This window comes from Streptomyces yangpuensis (genome assembly GCF_001005295.1).
GTDB lineage: Bacteria > Actinomycetota > Actinomycetes > Streptomycetales > Streptomycetaceae > Streptomyces > Streptomyces yangpuensis.
The window spans coordinates 95,604-118,473 of record NZ_LBMK01000009.1 but is presented as its reverse complement, the minus strand read 5'-3'; the positions used below and the strand labels follow the sequence as shown (position 1 = coordinate 118,473).

The 22,870-nt window shown below is 70.8% G+C and carries 22 protein-coding genes and 2 pseudogenes; 22 read left to right on the top strand and 2 right to left on the bottom strand.

The window, feature by feature from the left end; all coding sequences use genetic code 11:
- Nucleotides 1-52: 52 nt before the first annotated feature.
- Entirely contained in the window at nt 53-1,804 is a 1,752-nt protein-coding gene (locus tag AAT21_RS31165; protein WP_079026083.1) for an FAD-dependent oxidoreductase, read from the bottom strand.
- Nucleotides 1,801-2,100 carry a UBP-type zinc finger domain-containing protein gene (locus AAT21_RS31160; protein ID WP_412180359.1) on the bottom strand — a complete coding sequence of 100 codons (300 nt, stop codon included), beginning with the start codon at nt 2,098-2,100 and terminating at the stop codon, nt 1,801-1,803. Before AAT21_RS31160 ends, AAT21_RS31165 begins: the two co-directional genes overlap by 4 nt.
- 261 nt (nt 2,101-2,361) lie before the next feature.
- Here AAT21_RS31160 and AAT21_RS31155 point away from each other — a divergent pair, with 261 nt between their 5' ends.
- The 22 genes and pseudogenes from AAT21_RS31155 (at nt 2,362) to AAT21_RS31055 (ending at nt 22,863) form a co-directional block, all read left to right on the top strand.
- Nucleotides 2,362-3,186 (top strand): type 1 glutamine amidotransferase domain-containing protein, encoded by an 825-nt coding sequence (locus AAT21_RS31155; protein ID WP_030964488.1) that lies wholly within the window; start codon nt 2,362-2,364, stop codon nt 3,184-3,186.
- Nucleotides 3,187-3,228: 42 nt separating this feature from the next.
- Nucleotides 3,229-4,869 (top strand): thiamine pyrophosphate-binding protein, encoded by a 1,641-nt coding sequence (locus tag AAT21_RS31150; protein ID WP_046780477.1) that lies wholly within the window; start codon nt 3,229-3,231, stop codon nt 4,867-4,869.
- Nucleotides 4,870-4,941: 72 nt separating this feature from the next.
- Nucleotides 4,942-5,376, top strand: a complete 435-nt coding sequence (locus AAT21_RS31145) for a nuclear transport factor 2 family protein (protein WP_046780336.1) — start codon at nt 4,942-4,944, stop codon at nt 5,374-5,376.
- Nucleotides 5,377-5,420: 44 nt separating this feature from the next.
- A complete protein-coding gene (locus tag AAT21_RS31140; protein ID WP_046780335.1) occupies nt 5,421-5,876 on the top strand; it encodes a nuclear transport factor 2 family protein in 456 nt (151 codons plus the stop codon).
- Between the two features lie 15 nt (nt 5,877-5,891).
- On the top strand, nt 5,892-6,263 hold the full coding sequence (locus AAT21_RS31135) for a nuclear transport factor 2 family protein (RefSeq protein ID WP_046780476.1): 372 nt from the start codon (nt 5,892-5,894) through the stop codon (nt 6,261-6,263).
- Between the two features lie 10 nt (nt 6,264-6,273).
- Nucleotides 6,274-7,878, top strand: coding sequence for a GMC family oxidoreductase (locus tag AAT21_RS31130; protein ID WP_046780334.1), 1,605 nt, complete (start codon nt 6,274-6,276; stop codon nt 7,876-7,878).
- Entirely contained in the window at nt 7,871-8,482 is a 612-nt protein-coding gene (locus AAT21_RS31125; protein ID WP_079026081.1) for a DJ-1/PfpI family protein, read from the top strand. Before AAT21_RS31130 ends, AAT21_RS31125 begins: the two co-directional genes overlap by 8 nt.
- Nucleotides 8,482-8,919: a VOC family protein gene (locus AAT21_RS31120; RefSeq protein WP_046780333.1), complete on the top strand. Its 438-nt coding sequence runs from the start codon at nt 8,482-8,484 to the stop codon at nt 8,917-8,919. Before AAT21_RS31125 ends, AAT21_RS31120 begins: the two co-directional genes overlap by 1 nt.
- A 1-nt stretch (nt 8,920) precedes the next feature.
- Nucleotides 8,921-10,744 carry an AGE family epimerase/isomerase gene (locus AAT21_RS31115; protein ID WP_046780332.1) on the top strand — a complete coding sequence of 608 codons (1,824 nt, stop codon included), beginning with the start codon at nt 8,921-8,923 and terminating at the stop codon, nt 10,742-10,744.
- Nucleotides 10,745-10,781: 37 nt separating this feature from the next.
- Nucleotides 10,782-11,126 (top strand): STAS domain-containing protein, encoded by a 345-nt coding sequence (locus tag AAT21_RS31110; protein WP_046780331.1) that lies wholly within the window; start codon nt 10,782-10,784, stop codon nt 11,124-11,126.
- Nucleotides 11,123-13,270, top strand: coding sequence for a glycogen debranching protein GlgX (gene glgX / locus AAT21_RS31105; protein WP_046780330.1), 2,148 nt, complete (start codon nt 11,123-11,125; stop codon nt 13,268-13,270). The genes AAT21_RS31110 and glgX overlap by 4 nt, the downstream gene beginning before the upstream one ends.
- A gap of 16 nt (nt 13,271-13,286) precedes the next feature.
- Nucleotides 13,287-13,598, top strand: coding sequence for an STAS domain-containing protein (locus AAT21_RS31100; protein WP_030964503.1), 312 nt, complete (start codon nt 13,287-13,289; stop codon nt 13,596-13,598).
- A 14-nt stretch (nt 13,599-13,612) separates the two neighbouring features.
- Nucleotides 13,613-14,068 (top strand): ATP-binding protein, encoded by a 456-nt coding sequence (locus tag AAT21_RS31095; protein WP_046780329.1) that lies wholly within the window; start codon nt 13,613-13,615, stop codon nt 14,066-14,068.
- Nucleotides 14,050-15,309 (top strand): PP2C family protein-serine/threonine phosphatase, encoded by a 1,260-nt coding sequence (locus AAT21_RS31090; protein WP_052758074.1) that lies wholly within the window; start codon nt 14,050-14,052, stop codon nt 15,307-15,309. Before AAT21_RS31095 ends, AAT21_RS31090 begins: the two co-directional genes overlap by 19 nt.
- Nucleotides 15,310-15,916: pseudogene (locus tag AAT21_RS31085) on the top strand (MinD/ParA family ATP-binding protein); the annotation flags it as partial.
- Between the two features lies 1 nt (nt 15,917).
- A pseudogene (locus tag AAT21_RS39485) lies at nt 15,918-16,136 on the top strand (MinD/ParA family ATP-binding protein); the annotation flags it as partial.
- 69 nt (nt 16,137-16,205) lie between these two features.
- Nucleotides 16,206-16,946: a type 1 glutamine amidotransferase domain-containing protein gene (locus AAT21_RS31080; protein WP_052758072.1), complete on the top strand. Its 741-nt coding sequence runs from the start codon at nt 16,206-16,208 to the stop codon at nt 16,944-16,946.
- Nucleotides 16,947-16,985: 39 nt separating this feature from the next.
- Nucleotides 16,986-18,470: an aldehyde dehydrogenase family protein gene (locus AAT21_RS31075; protein WP_046780328.1), complete on the top strand. Its 1,485-nt coding sequence runs from the start codon at nt 16,986-16,988 to the stop codon at nt 18,468-18,470.
- A gap of 31 nt (nt 18,471-18,501) precedes the next feature.
- Nucleotides 18,502-19,116, top strand: a complete 615-nt coding sequence (locus AAT21_RS31070; protein WP_046780327.1) for an NADPH-dependent F420 reductase — start codon at nt 18,502-18,504, stop codon at nt 19,114-19,116.
- Nucleotides 19,113-19,625: a (2Fe-2S)-binding protein gene (locus AAT21_RS31065; RefSeq protein WP_412180360.1), complete on the top strand. Its 513-nt coding sequence runs from the start codon at nt 19,113-19,115 to the stop codon at nt 19,623-19,625. Before AAT21_RS31070 ends, AAT21_RS31065 begins: the two co-directional genes overlap by 4 nt.
- Nucleotides 19,626-19,630: 5 nt before the next feature.
- On the top strand, nt 19,631-22,036 hold the full coding sequence (locus tag AAT21_RS31060) for a xanthine dehydrogenase family protein molybdopterin-binding subunit (RefSeq protein WP_046780325.1): 2,406 nt from the start codon (nt 19,631-19,633) through the stop codon (nt 22,034-22,036).
- Nucleotides 22,033-22,863 carry an FAD binding domain-containing protein gene (locus AAT21_RS31055; RefSeq protein ID WP_046780324.1) on the top strand — a complete coding sequence of 277 codons (831 nt, stop codon included), beginning with the start codon at nt 22,033-22,035 and terminating at the stop codon, nt 22,861-22,863. Before AAT21_RS31060 ends, AAT21_RS31055 begins: the two co-directional genes overlap by 4 nt.
- The last annotated feature ends 7 nt before the right edge of the window (nt 22,864-22,870 follow it).

Genomic DNA, 22,870 nt, shown 5'->3' with positions numbered 1-22,870 from the left:
ATCAACGTTGCATCCGTCCCGGTCTTGATCGCAAGGAGCGGGGCGTTCGCTCTCAGCCCATCGAGCGGTAGCGGTGGATCAGCGAGACGGCCATCGCCCCCTCGCCCACGCCCGAGGCGACCCGTTTGACCGAGTGGGCGCGGACGTCGCCCGCCGCGAAGACGCCGGGCACGCTCGTCTCCAGGGGGTAGGGGGCGCGCTCCAGGCTCCACTCGGCCGGGAGCTCGCCGCCGTTCGCGATCAGGTCCGAACCGGTGAGGACGAAGCCGTACTCGTCCCGCTCGACGACGCCCGCGAGCCAGTCGGTGTGCGGGCGGGCCCCGATGAAGGTGAACATGAAGCGCGCCGGGATCTCGGTGTCGCGGCCCGTCTGCGCGTCGTGGAGGGTCAGCCGTTCGAGGTGCTCCTCGCCGTCCAGCCGGACCACCGTGGTGCGGACCTTGACCTCGATGTTCGGGGTGCGTTCGATCTCGTCGATCAGGTAGCGGGACATGCTCGCGTCCAGGGAGGACGCGCGCACCAGGATCGTCACGCGGGCGGCGTACTTGGCGAAGTGCACGGCGGCCTGCCCCGCCGAGTTGGCCCCGCCGACGATGAACACGTGCTGGGAGATGCAGGCCGAGCTCTCGGTGGTCGCCGCGCCGTAGTAGAGGCCGGCCCCCTCGAAACGGTCGGCGCCCGGCGCGTCGAGCCGGTTGTACGAGACGCCGGTCGCGAGCAGGACCGTCTCGGCGGAGATCTCCGTGCCGTCGGCGAGGGTGAGGATCTTCGCCGGGTCGTCGCGGGTCAGTGAGACCACCTCCACCGGGTGCAGGATCTCGGCGCCGAACCGGGAGGCCTGGATGGTCGCCCGGCGGGTCAGGTCACCGCCCGAGAGGCCAGAGGGGAAGCCGAGGTAGTTCTCGATCAGGCTGGAGGTGCCGGCCTGGCCGCCCGGGGCGCGGGAGTCCAGCATCAGCGTGGACAGGCCCTCGGAGGCCGCGTAGACGCCGGCCGCCAGGCCCGCGGGGCCCGCGCCGACGATGACGCACTCGTAGTGCGGGCGGGAGGCGGTGGTGGCCAGGCCCAGGCGCTGGGCGAGCTGGGTGTCGGTCGGCGCCGAGAGCACCGACCCGTCCGGGAAGCGGACCAGGGGCAGGGCGCCGTCGGGCTGGGCTGCGATCAGGGTCAGCGCCTCGGGGTCCCGTTCGACGTTGAGGAAGCGGAACGGCTGGCCGTTGCGGGTGAAGAAGTCCCGCACGGCGTGGGTGCCGGGGGAGACCAGGTGGCCGGCGACGATGATCCCGTCGTAGGCGGGCCGGTAGGTCGCCAGCCAGTCCGAGAGCAGGTCGTCCAGGACGGGGAAGAGCCGCTCGTGCGGCGGGTCCCACGGTTTGAGCAGGTAGTAGTCCAGCCGGACCCGGTTGATCGCGGTGATCGCCGCGTCGGTCTCGGCGTACGCGGTCAGAAGCACCCGGCGGGCGTCCGGGAAGCGGCTGACCGCCTCCAGCAGGAACTCCACGCCGGTCACGTCCGGCATGCGCTGGTCCACGAGGAACAGCGCCGGGTCGTGGCCCCGCTCGTCGAGGGAGTCGAGGATCTTCAGGGCGTCGGCGGCAGAGGAGGCGCCGAGGACCCGGTAGCGGTCGCCGTAGGCGCTGCGCAGGTCCCGGCGGACGGCGCGCAGCACCTGCGGGTCGTCGTCGACGGCCAGGATCACCGGCTTGCGGCTCTCCGCACGCTCGGTGGTGCCCGGGGACGTGGCGGGAGCGGCGGACGCGGCGGGCGCGGCGGGCGCGGGGGAACTCTCCCGGGCCGTGCTCATGCGGGGTCCAGCATCAGCTTGTCGGCGTAGCACCAGGCCCAGTCCTCGCCCGGCTCGTGCGAGGCCGCGATCGGGTGCTCGGTGCTCCGGTAGTGCCGGGTGGCGTGACGGTTCTTCGACGAGTCGCAGCACCCGACGTGTCCGCAGGTCAGGCACAGCCTCAGGTGCACCCAGGTGTCGCCGGCGAGGAGGCACTCCTCACAGCCCGCCGCGGTGGGCTCCACCGGGCGTATCCGATCGATGTGTGTGCACAGCAGATCCGTCGTCATCGTCGCCGTCCCTCTCCTCGTGCTCATGCTCGTCACAGCAACACGGCTCGCGCGCCCGCGATTCACGGCGCGTCCAGACCTTAGGCCGGGGCCCGCGAAATGGTTCACCGATTCGGCCGAAGTCAGTTAGTCCTGGAGGTACTTCATGACGTCCGCGAACGACTTCCTGAAGTGCTGCCGTCGCCCGTACCGCTACCTCACGAAGTCGCATGCCGGCGCTTTGACGAAGGCCCGGGGCCCGGCCAGTGTGGGGGACGCCAACGACAACAGGCGGCGCTGGAGGAATACGTGAGCAGAAAGATTCTGGTCATTGTCTCCGAACACGGTTACTGGGCCGAAGAACTGATAGGGCCCGTCTCGAAGTTCGACGAGCGGGGCTACGAGGTCATATTCGCCACGCCGACCGGGAAGCGTGCACACGCTCTTCCGCCGAGCCTCGACGCGAAGTACATCGACCCGCCCCTCGGACGCTCGGTGACCACCGAGGAGAACGCCAGGCTCGGGCGGGAGTTCGAACAGTCGAGCCGGCTGGACTCGCCGCTCGACATCGAAGCGTGGGTGCCCGAGCGCCCGTACACGAGCGACGCGGCCTACCTGCCCAAGCTGGAGCAGTACCACCGCGACCTCGACAAACTCGACGCCGACATCGCCGGATACGACGCGGTCCTCATCGTCGGCGGCAGCGGCCCGATCGCCGACCTCGCCAACAACGAGCGCGTGCACGCCCTGATCCTGGCCTTCCGGAAGGCCGGCAAGGTCGTGGCCGCCGAGTGCTACGGGGTCGCCTGCCTGGCCTTCGCCCGGGACTGGGACGACCGCAGGAGCATCATCTGGGGCAAGCACGTGACCGGCCACTGCAAGGAGTACGACTACAAGGACGGCACCGGATTCCTCGGTACCGACTTCAACATGGGGCCGCCGCCGTATCCGCTGGAGTACATCCTGCGCGACGCGACGGGGCCGCGCGGTGCGTACCACGGGAACTTCGGCAAACCCGTCTCGGTGATCGTCGACTTCCCCTTCGTCACCGGACGTTCCACCCCCGACTCCTATCTGACGGGACAGAAGATCGTAGAGGTCCTGGAGGACGGGCTCACCCGATACGGCTGGTAGTCCCGGAAAGCAACGGGAAATCGAATGGTCGAGGGGGAATTCATGGAAGCCACTCCCGGACGGGAAAGGCTGATCGAGCAGTTCAAGGCCGACGGCCTGAAGGTGATGTTCGGAAATCCGGGGACGGTGGAACAGGGATTCCTCGACGCGGTGGACGCGGCGGAGGACTTCGGTTACGTCCTCGCCCTCCAGGAGACCGTCGCCGCCGGCATCGCCGACGGGTACGCCCGGGCGACCGGCGGCGCGGCCCTCCTCCAGCTCCACTCCGGGGTGGGCCTCGGCAACGGCATCGGGATGCTCTACCAGTCGCTGCGCGGCCACACACCGCTCGTCGTCGTCGCCGGCGACGCCGGGGTGCGCTACGACGCCATGGACGCACAGATGGCGTCCGACCTGGTCGCGATGGCCAGGCCCGTCACCAAGTACGCGACGCGCGTCACCGATCCCCGCTCGGTGCTGCGCACCGTCCGGCGGGCCGTGAAGATCGCGCTCACCCCGCCCCGCGGGCCCGTGTTCGTCGCGCTGCCGATGGACGTGCTGGACGAGCTCAACTCCGAGCCCGTGCTGCCCGCCACCGTCCCGCTCACGGACGTGGCGCCGTCACCGGCGTCGGTGGGCCGGGCGGCCGAACTGCTCGCCTCCGCCGCACGGCCGGTCGTGCTGGTCGGCGACGGGGTGGCGCTCTCCGGGGCGCAGCGCGAGCTCGTCGCCGTCGCCGAGCTGCTGGGCGCCGACGTGTACGAGGTCGACTCCTCCGAGGTGAACATCGCGGCCTCGCACCCGCTGCGGCGCGGCCAGACGGGCCACATGTTCGGCCCGCACAGCAAGGAGCTGATCGGCGACGCCGACGGGGTGCTGATCGTGGGCACCTATGTCTTCCCGGAGGTGTTCCCCGAGCTGGAGAGCCCCTTCCGGGCGGGCGCGAAGGTCGTCCACATCGACCTCAACGCCTACGAGATCGCCAAGAACCACCCGGTGGACCTGGGGCTCGCCGCCGACCCCCGGCAGGCGCTGCACGCGCTGGCCGGGGTACTGGAGCGGCAGCTGACCCCGCAGCGCCGGGCCGCCGCGGCCGCCCGGCTCGACGTACGGACCCGGGAGCGGGACCGGGAGGCGGGCGCGGCCACCGAGGACGACGGCACGCCCATGGGCGTCTTCCTGCGGACCCTGGCCGAACGCACCGGCGGGGACCTGATCGTCTTCGACGAGGCGCTGACCACCTCGCCGCTGGTCACCCGGTACCTGCCGGCGGAGCGTCCCGGCGACTACCACCTCACCCGGGGCGGATCGCTCGGCGTGGGCTTCCCGGGGGCGGTCGGCGCGAAGCTGGCCCGCCCGGACCGGCTCGTCGTGGGCTTCGCGGGCGACGGCGGTTCCATGTACACCTACCAGGCGCTGTGGACCGCGGCCCGGCACGGCATCGACGCGAAGTTCGTCGTCTGCAACAACCGCAAGTACCGGCTGCTGGACGACAACATCGCCCAGTACTGGCGGGAGCGGGACATCCCCGAGCACGGCTTCCCGGGCTCCTTCGACCTCTCGCACCCCGAGATCGACTTCGCCGGACTGGCCCGCTCGCTCGGCGCCGGCGGGATGCGGGTGGAGAAGCCGGACGAGGCGGTCGCCGCGGTGGGCCGGATGCTGTCCCACCCCGGGCCGTTCCTCGTCGACGTGCAGATCTGACCGCCCCCTCCCGCAAACGGAACAGACGGAACAGACGTAACCGGCGCAACAGACGGAACAGGAGGAGACCGCATGCCCGCCGAGCGGCAGCTGACCGAGGACGCGATCCGCACCTTCGCCGAGAACTGGTACGTGGCGCTGGACCAGCACGTGGGCCCGGCCGATGTGCTCGCCCTGATCACCGAGGACCTGGAGTTCAAGGTCCCCGAGGACACCTTCCTCGGACACGAGGGCTTCGGCCGCTGGTACGAGGCCGTCACCCACCGCTTCTTCGACGAGGTGCACACGGTCACGAAGGTGGAGCCCGTCATCGAGGGCGACCGGGCGGTCGTCCGGGTCCTCGTCAACTGGCAGGCCAGGATCTGGGACCCGCCGGCCGCCCGCAGCCAGTGGCTCGGCTTCGACGCCGACCAGACCTGGACCGTGGTCGCCGGCCCCGACGGACCGCTGATCCAGCAGTACACCGTCAACGACCTGGCCCCGATGCCCGGTTCCGCCTCCCTGTGACCGCGACCGACCATGACCGCGACCGCGGTGAAGGAGGAGCGACCATGACCGAAGTGACGCGGGAGCGGGTCCGCGAGGCCTACGCAGCCCTCGGCTCCGGCGACCGGGCACGGATCCTGGAGTACTACTCCGAGGACCTGCGCTGGCTGGTGCCGGGCAACCACCCCCTGGCCGGCTGGTACGAGAGCCTGGACGCCTTCCTGGAGCTGATGGGGCAGACCCACAAGCTCACGGGCGGCACCTTCCGGATGGACCTGGAGGCGGTGCTGGTCGGCGAGGACTGCTCGGCGGACGTGTGCCGCAACGTCGCCCTGCGGGCCGGCGCGGCCGAGGTGAGCGGGTCCCCGTACGAGCGGATGGACTACCCGGTCTTCCACTTCATGCGGTGGCGGGACGGCCGGATCGTCGAGGGCCGCGACGGGCTCTTCGGGGACTCGGCGACCGCCTTCAGCCAGTTCTGGGCGCCGTTCGCGCCGGACGGAACCCGCAGGGACCGATAGAGGGGGATGAGCGCGATGGACGCACGACAGATCCTGCAGAAGTACTACGAGTACGCCAACGCCGGGGACTGGGAACGCTGGTGCGACCTGTTCGCCGAGGACCAGGTCATGGACGAGCAGCTGGCCGGCCACATCGAGGGCCTGGAGGTGCTCCGCTCGATGATGAAGGGCATGGGGACCATGTACCGGGTCTTCCGCAACGAGCCCGTGCACTTCCTCGTCGACGGGGAGAAGGCCGCGGCCGTCTCCCACCTGACCGCGGTCAGCGCCTCGGGCGAGCCCATCGAGGCCGAGGTCATGAACTTCTTCCGGATCGTGGACGGAAAGATCGCCTACATGGCGAACTACCACGACACGGTCCCCTTCCAGGTGCTGAGCCAGGACTGAGGGGGCACAGGTGAGCGTGGAAGAGTACGACTACATCGTCGTGGGAGCGGGCACCGCGGGCAGCGTGCTGGCGGGCCGGCTCTCGGAGGACCCGGACGTCTCCGTCCTCGTCCTGGAGGCGGGCGGCTCCCGGATCCCGCCCGAGGTGGACGACCCGTCCTCCTGGTACAAGCTCCTCGGCGGTCCCGTGGACTGGGGCTACACCAGCACCCCACAGCCCGGGCTCGACGGCCGCCGTACCTACGAGCCGCGCGGCAAGGCCCCCGGCGGCAGCAGCAATCTCTACATCATGATGCACATCCGCGGCCACGCCTCGGACTTCGACAACTGGGCCTACCAGGGCGCGGCCGGCTGGGCGTACGAGGACGTGCTCCCGTACTTCGCACTGCTGGAGGGCCAGGAGGACGCCACCGCCCCCACCACCGGCACCCGCGGCCCGCAGCGGATCACCAACGCCGGGCTGCACGGCCCCAACCCGGTCTCCCGCGCCTTCATCGACGCGGCCGTCGAACTGGGCCACGAGGAGATCGCCGACTTCAACACCGACGGGCCCCGGCGCGGCCTGTTCGGCACCGGCTGGCACCACATCGACGTGGCCGACGGCCGCCGCCAGGGAGCCCTGGCCGCCTATCTGGAGCCGGCGCTCGACCGGCCGAACCTGACCCTGCGCACCAACGCGCAGAGCACCCGGCTCCTCCTCGACGGGGACACCTGCACGGGCGTCGAGTACGTCCAGCTGGAGGCGCCCGCCGACTTCCCCGGCCGGACCGTCCGCGACGGCCACAGCCGTGCCGCCGCGCCCGGCCCGCACACCGTACGGGCCCGGCGCGAGGTGCTCGTCGCCGCCGGGGCGATCGAGTCGCCGAAGCTGCTGCTGCTCTCCGGCATCGGCCGCCCCGAGCAGCTGCGCGAGCATGGCATCGAGGTCACCGCGGCCCTGCCCGGGGTCGGCGAGAACTTCCACAACCACGTCCTGACCGGGCTGATGGCCGAGGTCACCCAGGAGCTCCCGCCGCCCGCGCAGAACCTCTCCGAGAGCGCTCTGTTCCTGTCCTCGCAGCCGGGGCTGCCCGCCCCCGACCTGCAGATCGCCTTCGTCCACGTGCCCTTCGACGTGATCGTCGGCAAGGACCACCCGAACACCGTGTCCATCCTGCCCGGCGTGGTACGCCCGGTCTCGCGCGGCTGGATCCGGCTCGCGAGCGCCGATCCGCTGGCCCACCCGCTGATCAACCCGAACTACCTGGGCGACCGCTGGGACCTGGAACGCATGGTGCAGGGCGTCAGGACCGCCCGGGAGATCTTCGCGACCTCGGCGTTCTCGCCCTGGTACAAGCAGGAGCTGCAGCCCGGCCCCGGCTACGTGAGCGACGAGGACCTGCGCACCTTCGTCAAGCAGAAGTCGGAGAGCTACCACCACCAGGCCGGCTCCTGCCGCATGGGCATCGACGACCTCGCCGTCGTCGACCCGCAGCTGCGGGTGCACGGCGTACGCAACCTGCGCGTGGTCGACGCGAGCGTGATGCCCGCGGTTCCGTCGGGCAACTGCCACACCGCCATCGCGATGATCGCCGAGCGCGCGGCGGACTTCCTGAGGGGGACCTCCCGTGTCTGATGCCGTCCTGCGCGAGGGCGCCCTGTCCGGGACCCGGATCGCGGTCCTGGTCGAGAGCGACTTCTACGAGCCGGAGATCTTCTACTACCAGCACCGGTTCGCCGAGGAGGGCGCCGAGGTCGACTTCCTGACCCGGCTGTGGGGCAACGACTCCCTCACCTTCACCGGGCACGAGTACCGGGCCCCCTTCACCGTGAACCGGTCCCTGGAGGGGCTGGGCGACGAGGAGCTGCGCCGGTACGCGGCGGTCATCGTGCCCTCGGGCATGGTGGCCGACCGGCTGCGCTACACCGAGGACGTGGACGTCCTCGCCCCGGCGACCGAGCTGCTGCGCCGGGCCTTCGAGGAGCCGACGGTCCTCAAGGGGATCATCTGCCACGGCATGTGGCTGGCGTCCTCGATCCCCGGGAAGATCCGCGGCCGCAAGCTGGTCTGCCACAACAACCTGATCGGCGACGTCCGCAACATGGGCGGGGAGTACGTCGACGAGGACGTGGTCGTCGACGGCGACCTGGTCACCGGTCGCACCGGCGCGCACCACCACCTGTTCGCCCGCCGGATCATCGAGCTGATCGCGGCCGGCCGGGGCCGGGGGGCCGGCTGATGGCCGCCGGGCTGCGCTGGTCCCACGTGGGCCTGAACTGCGCGGACCAGAAGACCACCGAGGAGTTCTACACCCGGTACTTCGGCTTCTCCCGGGCCCGCGTCGTCGACCTCGGGGAGGCGCAGATCGTGTTCCTGCGCAAGGGGGACGCGTACCTGGAGCTCTTCGCGGCCGGGGGGACCGAACCGGCCCGCCGGGCGGACGACGACGGTCCGCAGGCCCCCGGCCGGATGCGCCATCTGGCCTTCCAGACCGACAGCGTGGACGCGTTCCTGGCCGACCTGGGCGACGCGGCGGAAGTGACCCTGGGGCCGCTGGACTTCGACGACTTCATCTGCGGCTGGCGGACCGTGTGGGTCCGCGACCCCGACGGGGTGATCGTCGAAGTGAGCCAGGGATACGAGGACGACAGCACTCACGACAAGGACGGTGCATGACATGGCGGACGCCGTGAGCTTCTCCTTCTCCGACACCATCGCGGGCTACGTCGTCCGCTTCGACTCCGGTGCGCGCCTGCTGCGGCTGAAGACCCCGGACGGCCGCGAGTTCGAGGTCTCGCTGGCCGGTGATCCCAGCGCCGAGCTGGTCCGCAACCTGGACGAGCCCTACATCGACGCCTCCGGGCACATCGACGAGATGCTCTCGCCGGGCCGGTTCCTCTTCGTGTACGGCGTCCACTACCCGGAGCACGGCGGCCGTTTCGACGCCAAACGCCTGGTGTTCCTGGGCCGCGGCGCCGAGGACTACCGCTTCGAGGAGGGCAGCTGGTGGATCAAGCAGATCGAGTCGCTGGCCGACTTCTACAAGCGGGCGCAGTTCGGCGACGGGCCGGTGGACTTCACCGAGTACCGCACCGAGATCCGGCTCGGCGGTGACAAGACCGCCAGCCACGTCCAGGAGACCGACACGATCTCCCGCCTGGTCTACGGCATGGCCTCGGCCTACCTGCTGACCGGCAAGGACGAGTACCTGGAGGTCGCCGAGCGCGGCACCGAGTACCTGCGCAAGCACATGCGGGTCGTGGACGGCGAGGAGGACGTCGTCTTCTGGTACCACGGCATCAGCGTCGACGGGGACAGCGAGCGCAAGCTGTTCACCTCGGAGTTCTCCGACGACTACGACGCGATCCCGATGTACGAGCAGATCTACGCGCTGGCCGGCCCGATCCAGACCTACCGGGTCACCGGCGACGTCAGGATCAAGAACGACGCGGACGCCACCATCCGGCTGTTCGACAAGTTCTTCTTCGACCCCGAGCAGGGCGGCTACTACTCCCACATCGACCCGATCCTGTTCAGCGCGGACCACGAGTCCCTCGGCGAGAACGCCGAGCGCAAGAACTGGAACTCCGTCGGCGACCACGCCCCCGCCTACCTGATCAACCTGTACCTGGCGACGGGCGACCAGAAGTACGCCGACTTCCTCGAGTACACCTTCGACACGATCGCGGACAAGTTCCCGGACTACAAGAACAGCCCGTTCGTCCAGGAGCGCTTCATGCGCGACTGGTCGCACGACAAGGCGCACAGCTGGCAGCAGGACCGCGCGGTCGTCGGCCACAACCTGAAGATCGCCTGGAACCTGATGCGGATGAACTCGCTGAAGGCCAAGCCGGCGTACGAGGAGCTCGCCAGGAAGATCGGTGAGATCATGCCGGCCGTCGGCAGCGACGTGCAGCGCGGCGGCTGGTACGACGTCGTGGAGCGCGTGAAGCAGGGCGACCAGGAGACGTATCGATTCGCCTGGCACGACCGCAAGGCCTGGTGGCAGCAGGAGCAGGCGATCCTCGCCTACCTCATCCTGCACGGCACCGTCGGCGGCGACGCGAACCTGCGCGAGGCCCGGCAGGCGCAGGCCTTCTACAACACCTTCTTCCTCGACCACGACGAGGGCGCCGTCTACTTCAACGTCCTCGCCAGCGGGACGCCGTACCTGCTCGGCACCGAGCGGCTCAAGGGCAGCCACTCGATGTCCATGTACCACTCGGCGGAGCTCTGCTACCTCGCCGCCGTGTACAACAACCTGCTCATCAACGGCCGGGAGATGGACTTCCACTTCCAGCCCGACCCGACCGGCCTGCCCGACCGGATCCTGCGCGTCTCGCCCGACCTGCTGCCCGCCGGCGCGGTGCGGATCGCGTCCGTGGAGATCGACGAGAAGCCCTACACCGACTTCGACGCGGAGGCGCTCACCGTGCGCCTGCCCGACGTCCAGAGCCGCGTCAGGGTCAAGGTCCGGCTGCGGCCGACGGCCAAGAAGTAGCGCTCAACGGGGGGCGCCCCAACCAGAGGGGAAGGCAATGACTCTCAACGTCAAAGAACGCCGGAACAAGACGGGCACCGTGCTCGTCGCCACCGGCGAGATCAACAGCGAGACGTCCGGCACACTGCTCCAGGCCCTGCTGCCGCTGGTCCGCGAGGGCAAGCCGCTGCGGATCGACCTCACGGCGGTGACCTACGTCTCCAGCGCGGGCCTGCGCACCCTGCTCGTCGTCTACCGCGAGGCCCAGCACGCCGGCGTGGCCGTCACCCTCTACGGGGTGAGCGAGGAAGTCCGGTTCGTCATGTCGGCCACCGGCTTCCTCGACTTCTTCGAGACCGGCGAGGCCGCCGCGGCCGCCGCCCGGGCCAAGGCCGCGCGATGAGCGAGACCCGGTCCGAGCAGGTCCTGCGCGTCGACGCGTACCCGACCCACGAGGTGGGCGGGTACCGCGTCCGCGCCGGCAAACCGTTCCCCTTCGGGGCCAACGTAGTCCCCGGCGGGGTCAGCTTCTCCGTCTTCTCCGACCAGGCCACCTCCATGACCCTGGTCATCTACCGGCGCGGAGAGCCCGAACCGATGGCCGAACTGGAGTTCCCCGAGGAATTCCGCACCGGAAGCGTGTTCGCCATGACCGTCTTCGGCCTCGACCACGAGAACATCGAGTACGGATACCGGGCCGACGGCCCCTACGACCCGGTCACCGGCCACCGCTTCGACGCCCGCCAGGTCCTCTCCGACCCCTACGCCCGGCTGATCGCCGGCCGTGACGTGTGGGGCGTGGAGCCGGACTACAGCCGCGGCTACCAGTACCGCTCCCGCGTCTGCCTCCAGGACTTCGACTGGGGCGACGACACCCCGCTGGGCATCCCCGCCGAGGACCTCGTCGTCTACGAGGCCCACGTACGCGGCTTCACCCGGCACCCCAACTCGGGCGTCACCGCGCCCGGAACGTTCGCCGGGCTGCGCGAGAAGATCCCGTACCTGAAGGAACTCGGGATCAACTGCATCGAACTGCTGCCCGTGTTCGAGTTCGACGAGAGCGACAACCCGCGCTCCAACCCGGAGACGGGCGAGAAGCTCTTCGACTACTGGGGCTACAACACCGTCTCCTTCTTCGCGCCCAAGGCCGGCTACGCGGCCACCGGACGCTACGGCATGCAGGGCGACGAGTTCCGCACCCTGATCAAGGACCTGCACGCGGCCGGCATCGAGGTCATCCTCGACGTCGTCTTCAACCACACCGCCGAGGGCAACGAGCAGGGGCCGACGATCTCCTTCAAGGGGCTCGACAACGCCACCTACTACATGCTCACGCCCGAGGGCTACTACTTCAACTTCAGCGGCACCGGCAACACGGTCAACTGCAACCACCCCGTCGTACGCAACTTCGTCCTCGACTGCCTGCGCCACTGGGTCGCCGACTACCACATCGACGGGTTCCGCTTCGACCTCGCCGCCATCCTCGGCCGGTCCCTGGACGGCACCCCGCTGCCCAACCCGCCGCTCCTGGAACTGCTCGCCTACGACCCGGTCCTGCGGCACACCAAGCTCATCGCCGAGGCCTGGGACGCCGGCGGCCTCTACGAGGTCGGCAACTTCCCGGCCTACGGCCGCTGGGCGGAGTGGAACGGCAAGTACCGCGACACCGTGCGCCGCTTCCTCAAGGGCGACCCCGGAGTCACCGGCGAACTCGCCACCCGCATCGCCGGCTCGCCCGACCTCTACTCCAGCCGCGGCACCGCCGCCTCGGTCAACTTCCTGACCGCGCACGACGGCTTCTCCCTCGCAGACCTGGTCTCCTACAACGACAAGCACAACGAGGCCAACGGTGAGGGCAACAACGACGGCGCCAACGACAACAACAGCTGGAACTGCGGCGCCGAGGGTCCCACCGACGACCCGGAGATCAACGCCCTGCGCACCCGGCAGATGAAGAACGCCCTCGCCATCCTCCTCACCAGCCAGGGCATCCCGATGCTGCTCTCCGGCGACGAGGTCGGCCGGACCCAGCAGGGCAACAACAACACCTACTGCCAGGACAACGAACTGTCCTGGTTCGACTGGGACCAGGTCGACGACAACGCCGAACTGCTCCGCTTCACCCGCCAGATGATCGCCTTCCGGGGGCGCCACCGCGAGCTGCGCTCCACCTGCCACCCCACCGGACGGGTCCGCGAGCACCTCGGCCTGCCCGACATCAGCTGGCACGGGGAACGGGCCTGGCAGCCCGACTGGTCGGCCGACAGCCGGCTGGTGGCGGTCGCCCGCTGCGGCGCCGGTGACGACGACGTGGTGTACGTGGCCATGAACGCGCACTGGGAATCGCACGACCTGGAACTCCCGGCCCTGCCCGGCGGACGCAGCTGGCACCTGTTCGCCGACACCGGGGCCGAGGCACCGTACGACATCCACACCCCGGGCGCCGAGCCGGAACTCGACAACGCCGGCAAGTACCTGATCGGCCCGCGGTCGGTGGTGATCCTGGTGGGCCGCACGAACGACCCCGACCCGTTCGACACGCCCTGACCGAAGGAGACCTGACATGCCGCTTTCCGTGTCCCTGAGCATCGAGGGCGACACCACCGTGATCGAACTGTCGGGCGAGCTCGACGCCAAGACCGCGCCGGACTTCCACCGGACCATCGAGAAGGCCGCCGGACACGGCACCACCACCGTCGAGATCAGGATGGCCGGCGTCGGCTACATGGCCAGCGCCGGACTGCGCTCCCTGGTCTTCGCCCAGCAGAAGGTCGCCGACGACGTCACCATCAAGGTGGTCGGTGCCATCGAGCCCGTCTCCCGGACCATCCGGACGGCCGGCCTCGACCGCAGCATCGTCCTCTCCGATGAGTGACGACCGTGAGTGACATGGTCGAGCTGGCGAGGACGCCCGTCGTACTGGAGGTGCCCGCCACCGTGGGGGCACTGGGCGACGTCGCCGCGTTCGTCCTGCGGCTGGCCGGACGGGCGGGGCTGGACCGGCGCGCCGCCTACCGGCTCCGCCTGGCCGTCGACGAACTGGCCACGAACATCGTGATGCACGGATACCGGGGCGGCGACGGACGGATCACCGTCCGCGGCCGCTCCGGCCCCGGCGGGGTGCAGATCACCCTTGAGGACTCCGCCCCCGCCTTCGACCCCGTCGCGGGCCGCCTGCCGCCCTGCCCCGGGGTCCCCCCGCAGGACCGGCGGATCGGCGGCCTCGGCATCCACCTGGCCCTGACCAGCGTGGACGCGTTCGCCTACGTGTACAGGGACGGCCGCAACATCAGCACGCTGACTGTGAAGGCTGAGGGGACGGACCCATGCCCTCCACGACCGTGATCATCCTCGACGCGCACCCGGCACCACCGCCCGAACTGCTCGACGCACTGCGGACGATGGACGCCTCACTCGTCACCCGCACGCTGACGGAGCTGCGCGAGGGCCCGCTGGAGCTGCTGCCCGTCGCCGACGTGCTGCTCGCCCCGGCCGAGTCCGACGGGGACGCCGTACGGACGGCCGTACGCCGGCTGCGCCGCTGGGCCGGGGCCCCCATCGTGGTCGTCTGGACCGTGACGGAGTTCGCCGCCCTGGAGGAGCACGTCCGGATCGGGCACGACTACCTCGTACCGCCCTTCCTCCCCGCCCTCGTCGGGGCCCGGCTGCACAGCTGCTCGGAGCGGGCCGGACTCGGCCGCACCCTGCGGGAGGCCGACGCCCGCGCCGAACTCATGGGCTACGAGAAGGAACTGGAGATCGGCCGGGAGATCCAGGCGGGCTTCCTGCCCGAATCACTGCCCGTCCCCGACGGCTGGGAGATCGACGTACGCTTCCGGCCCGCCCGGCAGGTCGCGGGGGACTTCTACGACGTCTTCGAGATCTCCCGCGGCCGCCGGCTGGCCTTCGTCGTCGCCGACGTCTGCGACAAGGGGGTCGGCGCCGCCCTCTTCATGGCACTCATCCGCTCCCTGCTCCGGCACACCGCGCAGAACAGCGGACTGCAGCACCTGGTCGCCGCCGGACGGGCAGGCGGCAGCCGGCGGATCCCGGTCGTCGGTGCCACCCCCCTGCTCACCGCGGTCACCGCCACCAACGGCTACCTCACCAGCAACCACCTGCGGCAGGGGTACTTCGCCACCCTGTTCTTCGGGGTGCTCGACCCGCTCACCGGCAGCCTCGTCTACATCAACGGCGGCCACAACCCGCCCCTGCTGCTGCCCGCCGACGGCAGCCCGCCCGCCCCACTGGACATCACCGGACCGGCCGTCGGCGTCCTGCCCGACTGCGTCTACACGCTCGGCTACGCCCAGCTCGACCCGGGCGACACCCTCTTCGTGTTCACCGACGGAGTGCCCGAGGCACGCTGCCCGAACGGCAGTTTCCTCGGCGACGAACGGATGCTGGAACTGCTCGCCGGCCCACCGGCCAGCGGCAAGGACGTGGTCGACCGGATGGACCTGGCGGTGCGCGAGCACACCGGCACCGCCGAACAGCACGACGACGTCACCATGCTCGCCCTGCACCGGCCGCGTACGGCGCGGGGGCCGTACGCGCTCGGCCCCGGCCACCGGGTGGTGGCCTAGATGGCCCGCACCATCGTGGTGCACTCGCACCGCGGCGGGACGGGCAAGTCCTCCGTACTGGCCAACCTCGCGCTGCTCATCGCGGCCGGGGGACGCCGGGTGGGGGTCGTGGACACCGACATCCAGTCACCCACCCTGGACCTGCTGTTCCGGCTCGGTCCCGGCCCCTCGCTGGCCGACTACCTGCTCGGCCGCTGCGAGATCGAGACCACCGCCCAGCGGGCCGGGGTGCCCGGGCTGTACGTCGTACCGGCCCGGACCGGGACGGCCGCGCTGCGGGAGCTGATGGCCGGCGGCTACGACGTGGGCCTGCTCCCGGAGGGCTTCGACCGGCTCGCCGGCCACTACGCGCTGGACGTCCTGCTGCTCGACACCCACGCCGGGCTCAACAACGAGTCGGTGACCGCGATGGCGAGCGCCGACGTACTGATGATCATGGCCCGGGCGGACCGGATCGACCTCTCCGGGGTCGAGGAGACCATCGCCCTCGCCGGGCGTCTGGCCTGCCGCCGGACCCTGGTGCTGAGCATGGCACCCGCCGGCATCGACCGGGAGGCGGCCCGGCGGCGCTCCGAGGAGGTCTACGGCGCGCCCGTGGCGGGGGGCCNAGCATGGCCCCCGCCGGCATCGACCGGGAGGCGGCCCGGCGGCGCTCCGAGGAGGTCTACGGCGCGCCCGTGGCGGGGATCCTGCCCTACTCGCCGGAAATGGCCTCCTTGTACGGCGAGCGCATATTTGCAGAAGCCCATCCCGACCACCCACTGGTCGGTGAATTCCGCACCATCATCTCGGCGTTGGACGCACGTGACGAAGTATCGCGGGCCTGACGTCACCCCCTTACGCCCCCTGCGGGGGGCGTGTTGAATCGGCAGCGAATCCAGAACAAGGAGAGAATCATGAAGATTCTCGTCGTCATGACGGCCAAGGCGACCCTGCACCTGCTGGACGGTGAACAGCATCCTTCGGGATTCTGGGCAGAGGAATTCGTCGTTCCCTTCTCGCTCTTCAAGGCGGCCGGTCACGACGTGGACGTGGCGACGATCGGCGGCCGCGCGCCCACGGTCGACCTGACGAGCATCGACCCCCAGTTCCTCCAGTGGGTCCGGCCCCAGGGTTCCCCCGACGAGGACGCGGCCAACGCCGCAGAGTACGTCCGGGTCATCGAGAACACCCCGCAGCTGAAGGCGCCCCTGGCCCTGGAGTCCCTCACCGAGAAGGACGTCGCCGACTACGACGGCGTCTACGTCAGCGGCGGCCACGGCGCGATCGGCGACCTGCCCAAGTCCGACGAACTCGCCCAGATCCTGCGCTGGGTCATCGCCCAGGACAAGCCCCTCGCCACCGTCTGCCACGGCCACACCTCGCTGCTCGCGCTGCGCGACGGCGAAGGCCGCTGGCCGTTCGAGGGCTACCGGATGACGGCCTTCTCCCACGACGAGGAACTGGTCACCAACATGGCCGGCCGGCTCCCGCTGATCCTGGAGGTCGAGCTCACCCGGCTCGGCGCCCGGTACGAGAAGGCCGACGCGATCTGGGACTCGCACGTCGTCGTCGACCGCAAGCTGACGACCGGCCAGAACCCGTACTCCTCAAAGGCCCTCGCGGAGACGTTCTTAGCCCAGCTCGCGAAGGGCTAGGGGTGTCCGCCCGCCCGCAACCGACACCGGAAGGCAGCCATGACCAAGCGTGAGCTGAGCGGCCCGCCCCTCGCCAACCCCGGGAAACTGTTCATCGGCGGCAGATGGGTCCCGGCCCGGGACGGCCGTACCGAGCCGGACGTCAGCCCCGTGGACGGACAGGAGATCGTTCCGGTGGCCCAGGCCGCCGCGGCCGACGCGGACGCGGCCGTGGCCGCCGCCCGTACGGCGTACGAGGAAGGGCCGTGGAGCAGACTGTCCGCCCAGGAGCGGGCGCTGCGGCTGAACCGGGTCGGTGAGCTCATCGAGCGCGACCTGGAGGAGATCGCCCTGCTGGAGACCGTGGACATGGGCAAGCCGTTCGCGTTCTCCAGCACGGTCGACGCCCCCATGGCCGCCCAGCTCATGCATTACTACGCCGGGGCCGTGACCCGCGTCGACGGCTCCTCCCGCGCCCCGGCCGGCGGACAGCTCGCCTACACCCTGCGCGAACCGCTGGGCGTGGTCTGCGCGATCACCCCGTTCAACTTCCCGCTGCTGCTGTCGATGACGAAGATCGCACCGGCGCTGGCGGCGGGCAACACGGTCGTCCACAAGCCCTCCCCGGCCACCCCGCTCACCGCACTGAAGATCGCCGAGCTCTTCCAGGAGGCGGAGATCCCCGACGGGGTGCTCAACGTGGTCACCGGCCCCGGCGTGGAGCTGGGCGAGACCCTCACCGACCATCCCGGCATCGACAAGATCGCCTTCACCGGCTCCACGGTGGTCGGCCAGTCGATCATCCGCAGGGCGGCCGGCACCCTGAAGAAGGTGACGATGGAACTCGGCGGCAAGTCCGCCAACATCGTCTTCGCCGACGCCGACCTCGACGCCGCCGAGGAACTCGCCTTCTTCGGCATCTACTACAACAAGGGCGAGATCTGCACCGCCGGATCCCGGCTGCTGCTCCAGCGCCCCATCCACGACGAGCTGGTCGAACGCCTCGTGCGCCGGGCCGCCGCCCTCAAGCCCGGCGACCCGCGCGACCCGGCCACCCTCTTCGGGCCCCTCGCCCACCGCGGCCAGTTCGACAAGGTCAGCTCGTACATCGAGATCGGCGAGAAGGAGGGCGCGGTCCTGCGCACCGGCGGCACCGGCTGGACCCCCGAGGGAGCGTCCAGCGAAGGCCTGTACTTCCTCCCGACCGTCTTCACCGGCGTCGACAACGGGATGCGCATCGCCCAGGAGGAGATCTTCGGCCCGGTGCTGTCGGTCATCCCCTTCGACACCGAGGAGGACGCCGTACGCATCGCCAACGACAGCGCGTACGGCCTCGCCGCCGGCGTCCACACCAAGGACCTGCGCCGCGCCCACCGCGTCGCCTCCCAGATCAAGGCCGGCACGGTCTGGGTCAACTGCTACAACCAGTACGACCCCGCGGTGCCCTACGGCGGCTACAAGGCCTCCGGCTTCGGCCGCGAGTGCGGTCCCGAATCCCTGGAGAGCTACACCCAGACCAAGTCGGTCTGGATCGGCATGGACTGACAGCGGCGGATTCCCTTCCCGAGGAGCGGCAATGCGGACAGGCATCATCGGCACCGGGCGGATCGGCACGGTCCTCGCCAGGATCCTCGTGGCGGCGGGCCACCAGGTGGTCCTCGCAAACGCCCGGGGCCCGCAGACCCTCGGCCCGCTCGTGGCCGAGCTGGGACCGGCAGCCTCGGCGGCGCACCCCGCCGAGGCAGCCGCCCAGGCCGAACTCCTGGTGCTGATGGTGCCCTTCGAGCGCGTGCGGGGACTGCTCCCGCCGCGTGTCGTGCAGGACAAGGTGCTGGTGGACGCGACGAACGCGTTCGGCGGCCCCGGCGCCCCCGCCGACCTCGGCGGGCGCGCCTCCAGCGACCTGGTCGCCGAGTGGTATCCGGACGCCCAGGTCGTGAAATCACTGAACACCATGCATTTCGAAACACTTGCCGTCGCGGGAACCGCACCCGGAGAGCGCCTGGCGCATTTCACCGCGGGCGACGACGCGAAAGCGAAGGAAATCGTCGCGGGAATCATCACGGATCTCGGATTCGCCCCCGTCGACACCGGTCCGCTGCACTCCGGTGGAATTCTCCAACAGCCCGGCGGGCCCCTCTTCAACCGGCCCCTCACGGAAGCGCAGGCGCTGGCATGGATATCACACTGAACGTGAACGGAAGACCCGAGCGGTTCTCGGCCCCGCCGAACGAACTGCTCGTGGAACGGCTCCGCGACGGCCTCGGCCTGACCGGCACCAAGGTCGGCTGCGACACCGGCCAGTGCGGCTCCTGCGTGGTCCGCCTCGACGGCCGCTCCGTCAAGAGCTGCCTGGTCCTCACCGCCTCCGCCGCCGGCGCCGAGGTCGCCACCATCGAAGGCGTCACCACCCGCGGCGGGGAACTGTCCGGCCTCCAGGAGGCCCTGCGCCAGGAACACGGCACCCAGTGCGGCTTCTGCACCCCCGGCATGGTCATGGCCCTCGGCGAGCTCGTCGACGCCACCGCCGACGGCCCGGCCCCCACCGAGCCCGAGATCCGCGAGTGGCTCACCGGCAACCTGTGCCGCTGCACCGGCTACCACAGCGTCGTACGGGGCGTGCAGCGTGCCTGCGCGGCCGGCCGCGCCGAGGTGCCCGCCGGCACCGCCGCATCCACCGCAGCCGCACCGGAGGTGTGAGGGACATGACCACCGTGACGGGGGAGGCCCCGGCCGACCGGGGCGGCGTACTCGGGCAGCCGCTGGACAGCCGCGAGGATCCGCAGCTGCTGCGCGGCGAGGCCACGTACGTGGCGGACATCGACCTGCCGGGCACCGCGCACATGGCCATCCTGGGCAGCCCGGTGGCCCACGCGCGGATCCTGTCCATCGAGACCAAGGCCGCCGAGCAGCTGCCCGGTGTGCTGAAGGTGGCCACCGCGGCCGACTTCACGGACGTCATGCCGCTGCCCTGCATCTGGATCCCCGGCGGCGTCGAGAGCCACTTCCCGCCGCACCCCTACGGGCTACCCGGCGCCCGTCCTGTCCTGACCGGCGACACCGTCCGCCACGTCGGCGACCCCATCGCCGCGGTCGTCGCCGAGACCCCGCGGCAGGCCGCCGCGGCCCTGGCCGCCATCGCCGTCGAGTACGAGCCGCTGCCCGTCGTCACCCGCGCCGACGAGGCCCTCGCCGACGGCGCGCCCCAGCTGCACGAGGCCGTCCCGGGCAACCTCAACGCGTACTGGACCTGCGGCGACAAGGACCGCACCGACGCGGCCATCGCCGCCGCCGAGGTCACCGTCGAGCTCGACCTGGTCAACCAGCGCACCATCAACAGCCCCATCGAACCGCGCGGCGCCGTCGGCGACTACGATTCGGCCACCGGCGAGTACACCCTCTACGCCTCCACCCAGGGCCCGCACAACCACCGCTTCCTGCTCTCCGCGCTGGTCCTCGGGATCCCCTTCAACAAGCTCCGGGTGATCGCCCCGACCGTCGGCGGCAGCTTCGGCACCAAGGGCTACCTGTACCCCGACATGCCCCTGGTCCTGCTGCTCTCCAAGGCGCTCGGCCGGCCGGTGAAATGGGTGGACACCCGTACCGGGCTGATGAACTCCACCGTCCAGGGCCGCGACCACCGCCAGCACGTCACCCTCGCCGGCACCCGCGACGGCCGCATCACCGCGGTGCGCTGCACGAGCCATGCCAACCTCGGCGCGTACCCCTCGACGATCGGCCCCGGTGTCGCCACCGCCCTGATGGGCCGCTCCATCAGCGGCATGTACGACATCGAAGCCGCCTTCTGCGAGGTGTACGCCGCCTTCACCAACACCGTCCCGCTCGGCGCGCAGCGCGGCAGCGGACGCGCCGAGGCCGCCTTCCTCATGGAGCGGCTCGTCGACCGGTACGCCTCCGAGATCGGCATGGACCCGGCGGAGGTGCGGCGCAGGAACCTGGTGCCGAAGGAGAAGTTCCCCTACGACAACGGTCTCGGCTGGACTTACGACTCCGGGGACTACCGGCTGAACTTCGACAAGGCCGTCGAACTGTCCGGCTACGCCGGCATGCCCGCCCGCAAGGCCGAGGCCCGCACCCGCGGCAAGCGGCTCGGCGTCGGCATCGCCACCTACGTCGCGATCTGCGGCGTCGGCCCCTCGACCCGGATGTCGCAGGAGGGCATGCTCGGCGGCACCTGGGAGAGCGCCAACATCCGCGTCCACCCCACCGGCGAGGTCACCGTCACCGTCGGCTCCGCCTCCACCGGCCAGAGCCACGGCACCGTCTTCGCGCAGGTCGCCGCGGACGAGCTCGGCATCGACCCCGCGACCGTCCAGGTCCACGAGGGCGACACGCAGAAGGCCCCCTACGGACAGGGCACCTACGGCTCCCGCTCCTACAGCATGGCCGCGCCCGCCGTGGCACTCACCGCCCGCAAGCTCAAGGCCAAACTGGTCAAGGCCGGCGCCGTCTTCCTGGGCGTGCCCGAGGACAAGGTCGTCTACGAGGGCGGCGCGATCCACGAAGAGGGCAACCCGGAGAACGCCAAAACCTTCGCCGAACTGGCCATGGCCATGTGGTACGGCTGGGGACTGCCCCCGGAGATCGAGCCGGCGCTGGACGAGACCACCCACTTCGACCCGCCGGACTTCAACTACCCCTTCGGCACGCACGTCGCCGTCGTCGAGATCGACGAACTGACCGGCGAGACCGAGGTGGTCGCCTACACCGCCGTCGACGACGCCGGGAACATCGGCAACCCGAAGATCGTCCAGGGGCAGATCGAGGGCAGCATCGTGCACGGCCTGGGCCAGGCCCTGATGGAGGCCGCCGAATACGACGAGAACGGCCGGCTGCTCAGCGCCGACCTCGGCCACTACGCCCTGCCGCGCGCGGCCGACGTGCCGTTCTTCGCGCTCGACAAGACCGTCACGCCCAGCCCGCACAACCCGCTCGGGGCCAAGGGAGCGGGCGAGATCGCCACCGTCCCGCCCGCCGCCGCCGTGGTCAACGCCGTCGTCGACGCCCTCTGCGACCTGGGCGTCCGGCACATCGACATGCCGCTCACCCCCGAGAAGGTCTGGCGCCGCCTGAGAGGGGAATCCCAGTGATCCTCACCGAGTTCGACTACACCCGCCCCGCCGGTCTCGACGAGGCGCTCGCCCTGCTGGCGGGGACCTGCGGCGCCCGGGTGCTGGCCGGCGGCCAGAGCCTGCTGCCCGACCTGCGTGCCGGAGCCGACGACGCCCGCCTGCTCGTCGACATCAGGCAGCTGGCCGAGCTGCGCGGAACCACCCGCACCCCGGACGGCCGCCTGCTGCGCATCGGGGCCCTCACCACGCTCGCCGACCTCGCCGCCGACCCGCTGGTGCTCGCCGAGGCCCCGGAACTGGCCGCCGCGGCCCGCTCCAACGGTGACCCGCAGGTCCGCAACCTCGGCACGGTCGGCGGCAACCTGGCCGCCGCCGGGCGGCCCACCGACCTGCCGGTCGCCGCCCTCGCTGCCGACGCCGCCGTCGAACTGGCCGGGCCGGGCGGCCGTACCACCCTCCCGGCCGAGGAGTTCGCCGCCGCCGGCGCACCCGCCGGCCAGATCCTGACCGCGCTGCTCGTGCCCGCGGCCGGCCCGGCCGCCGCCTTCGAGAAGTCCGCCGACCGCGCCACCCGCTACCCGGTCTGCGCCACCGCCGTGCGGATCACCCCCGACGGGCCGCGCATCGCCGTCACCGGAGCCACCCCCCGGCCGCTGCGCCTGCGCGGGGTCGAGGACCGGCTGAGCGGGGGCCCGTACGACACCGACGCCGTACTCGCCGCCTTCCGCGCCGAACCGCGGGAGCTGTTCGTCCCCGGCCGCGGCACCTCGGCCGAGTACCTCGGCCACCTCGCGGGTGTCCTCACCGCCCGAGCACTGCAGAGGGCCGCGCGGGCCCTTGCCTGACCGACCG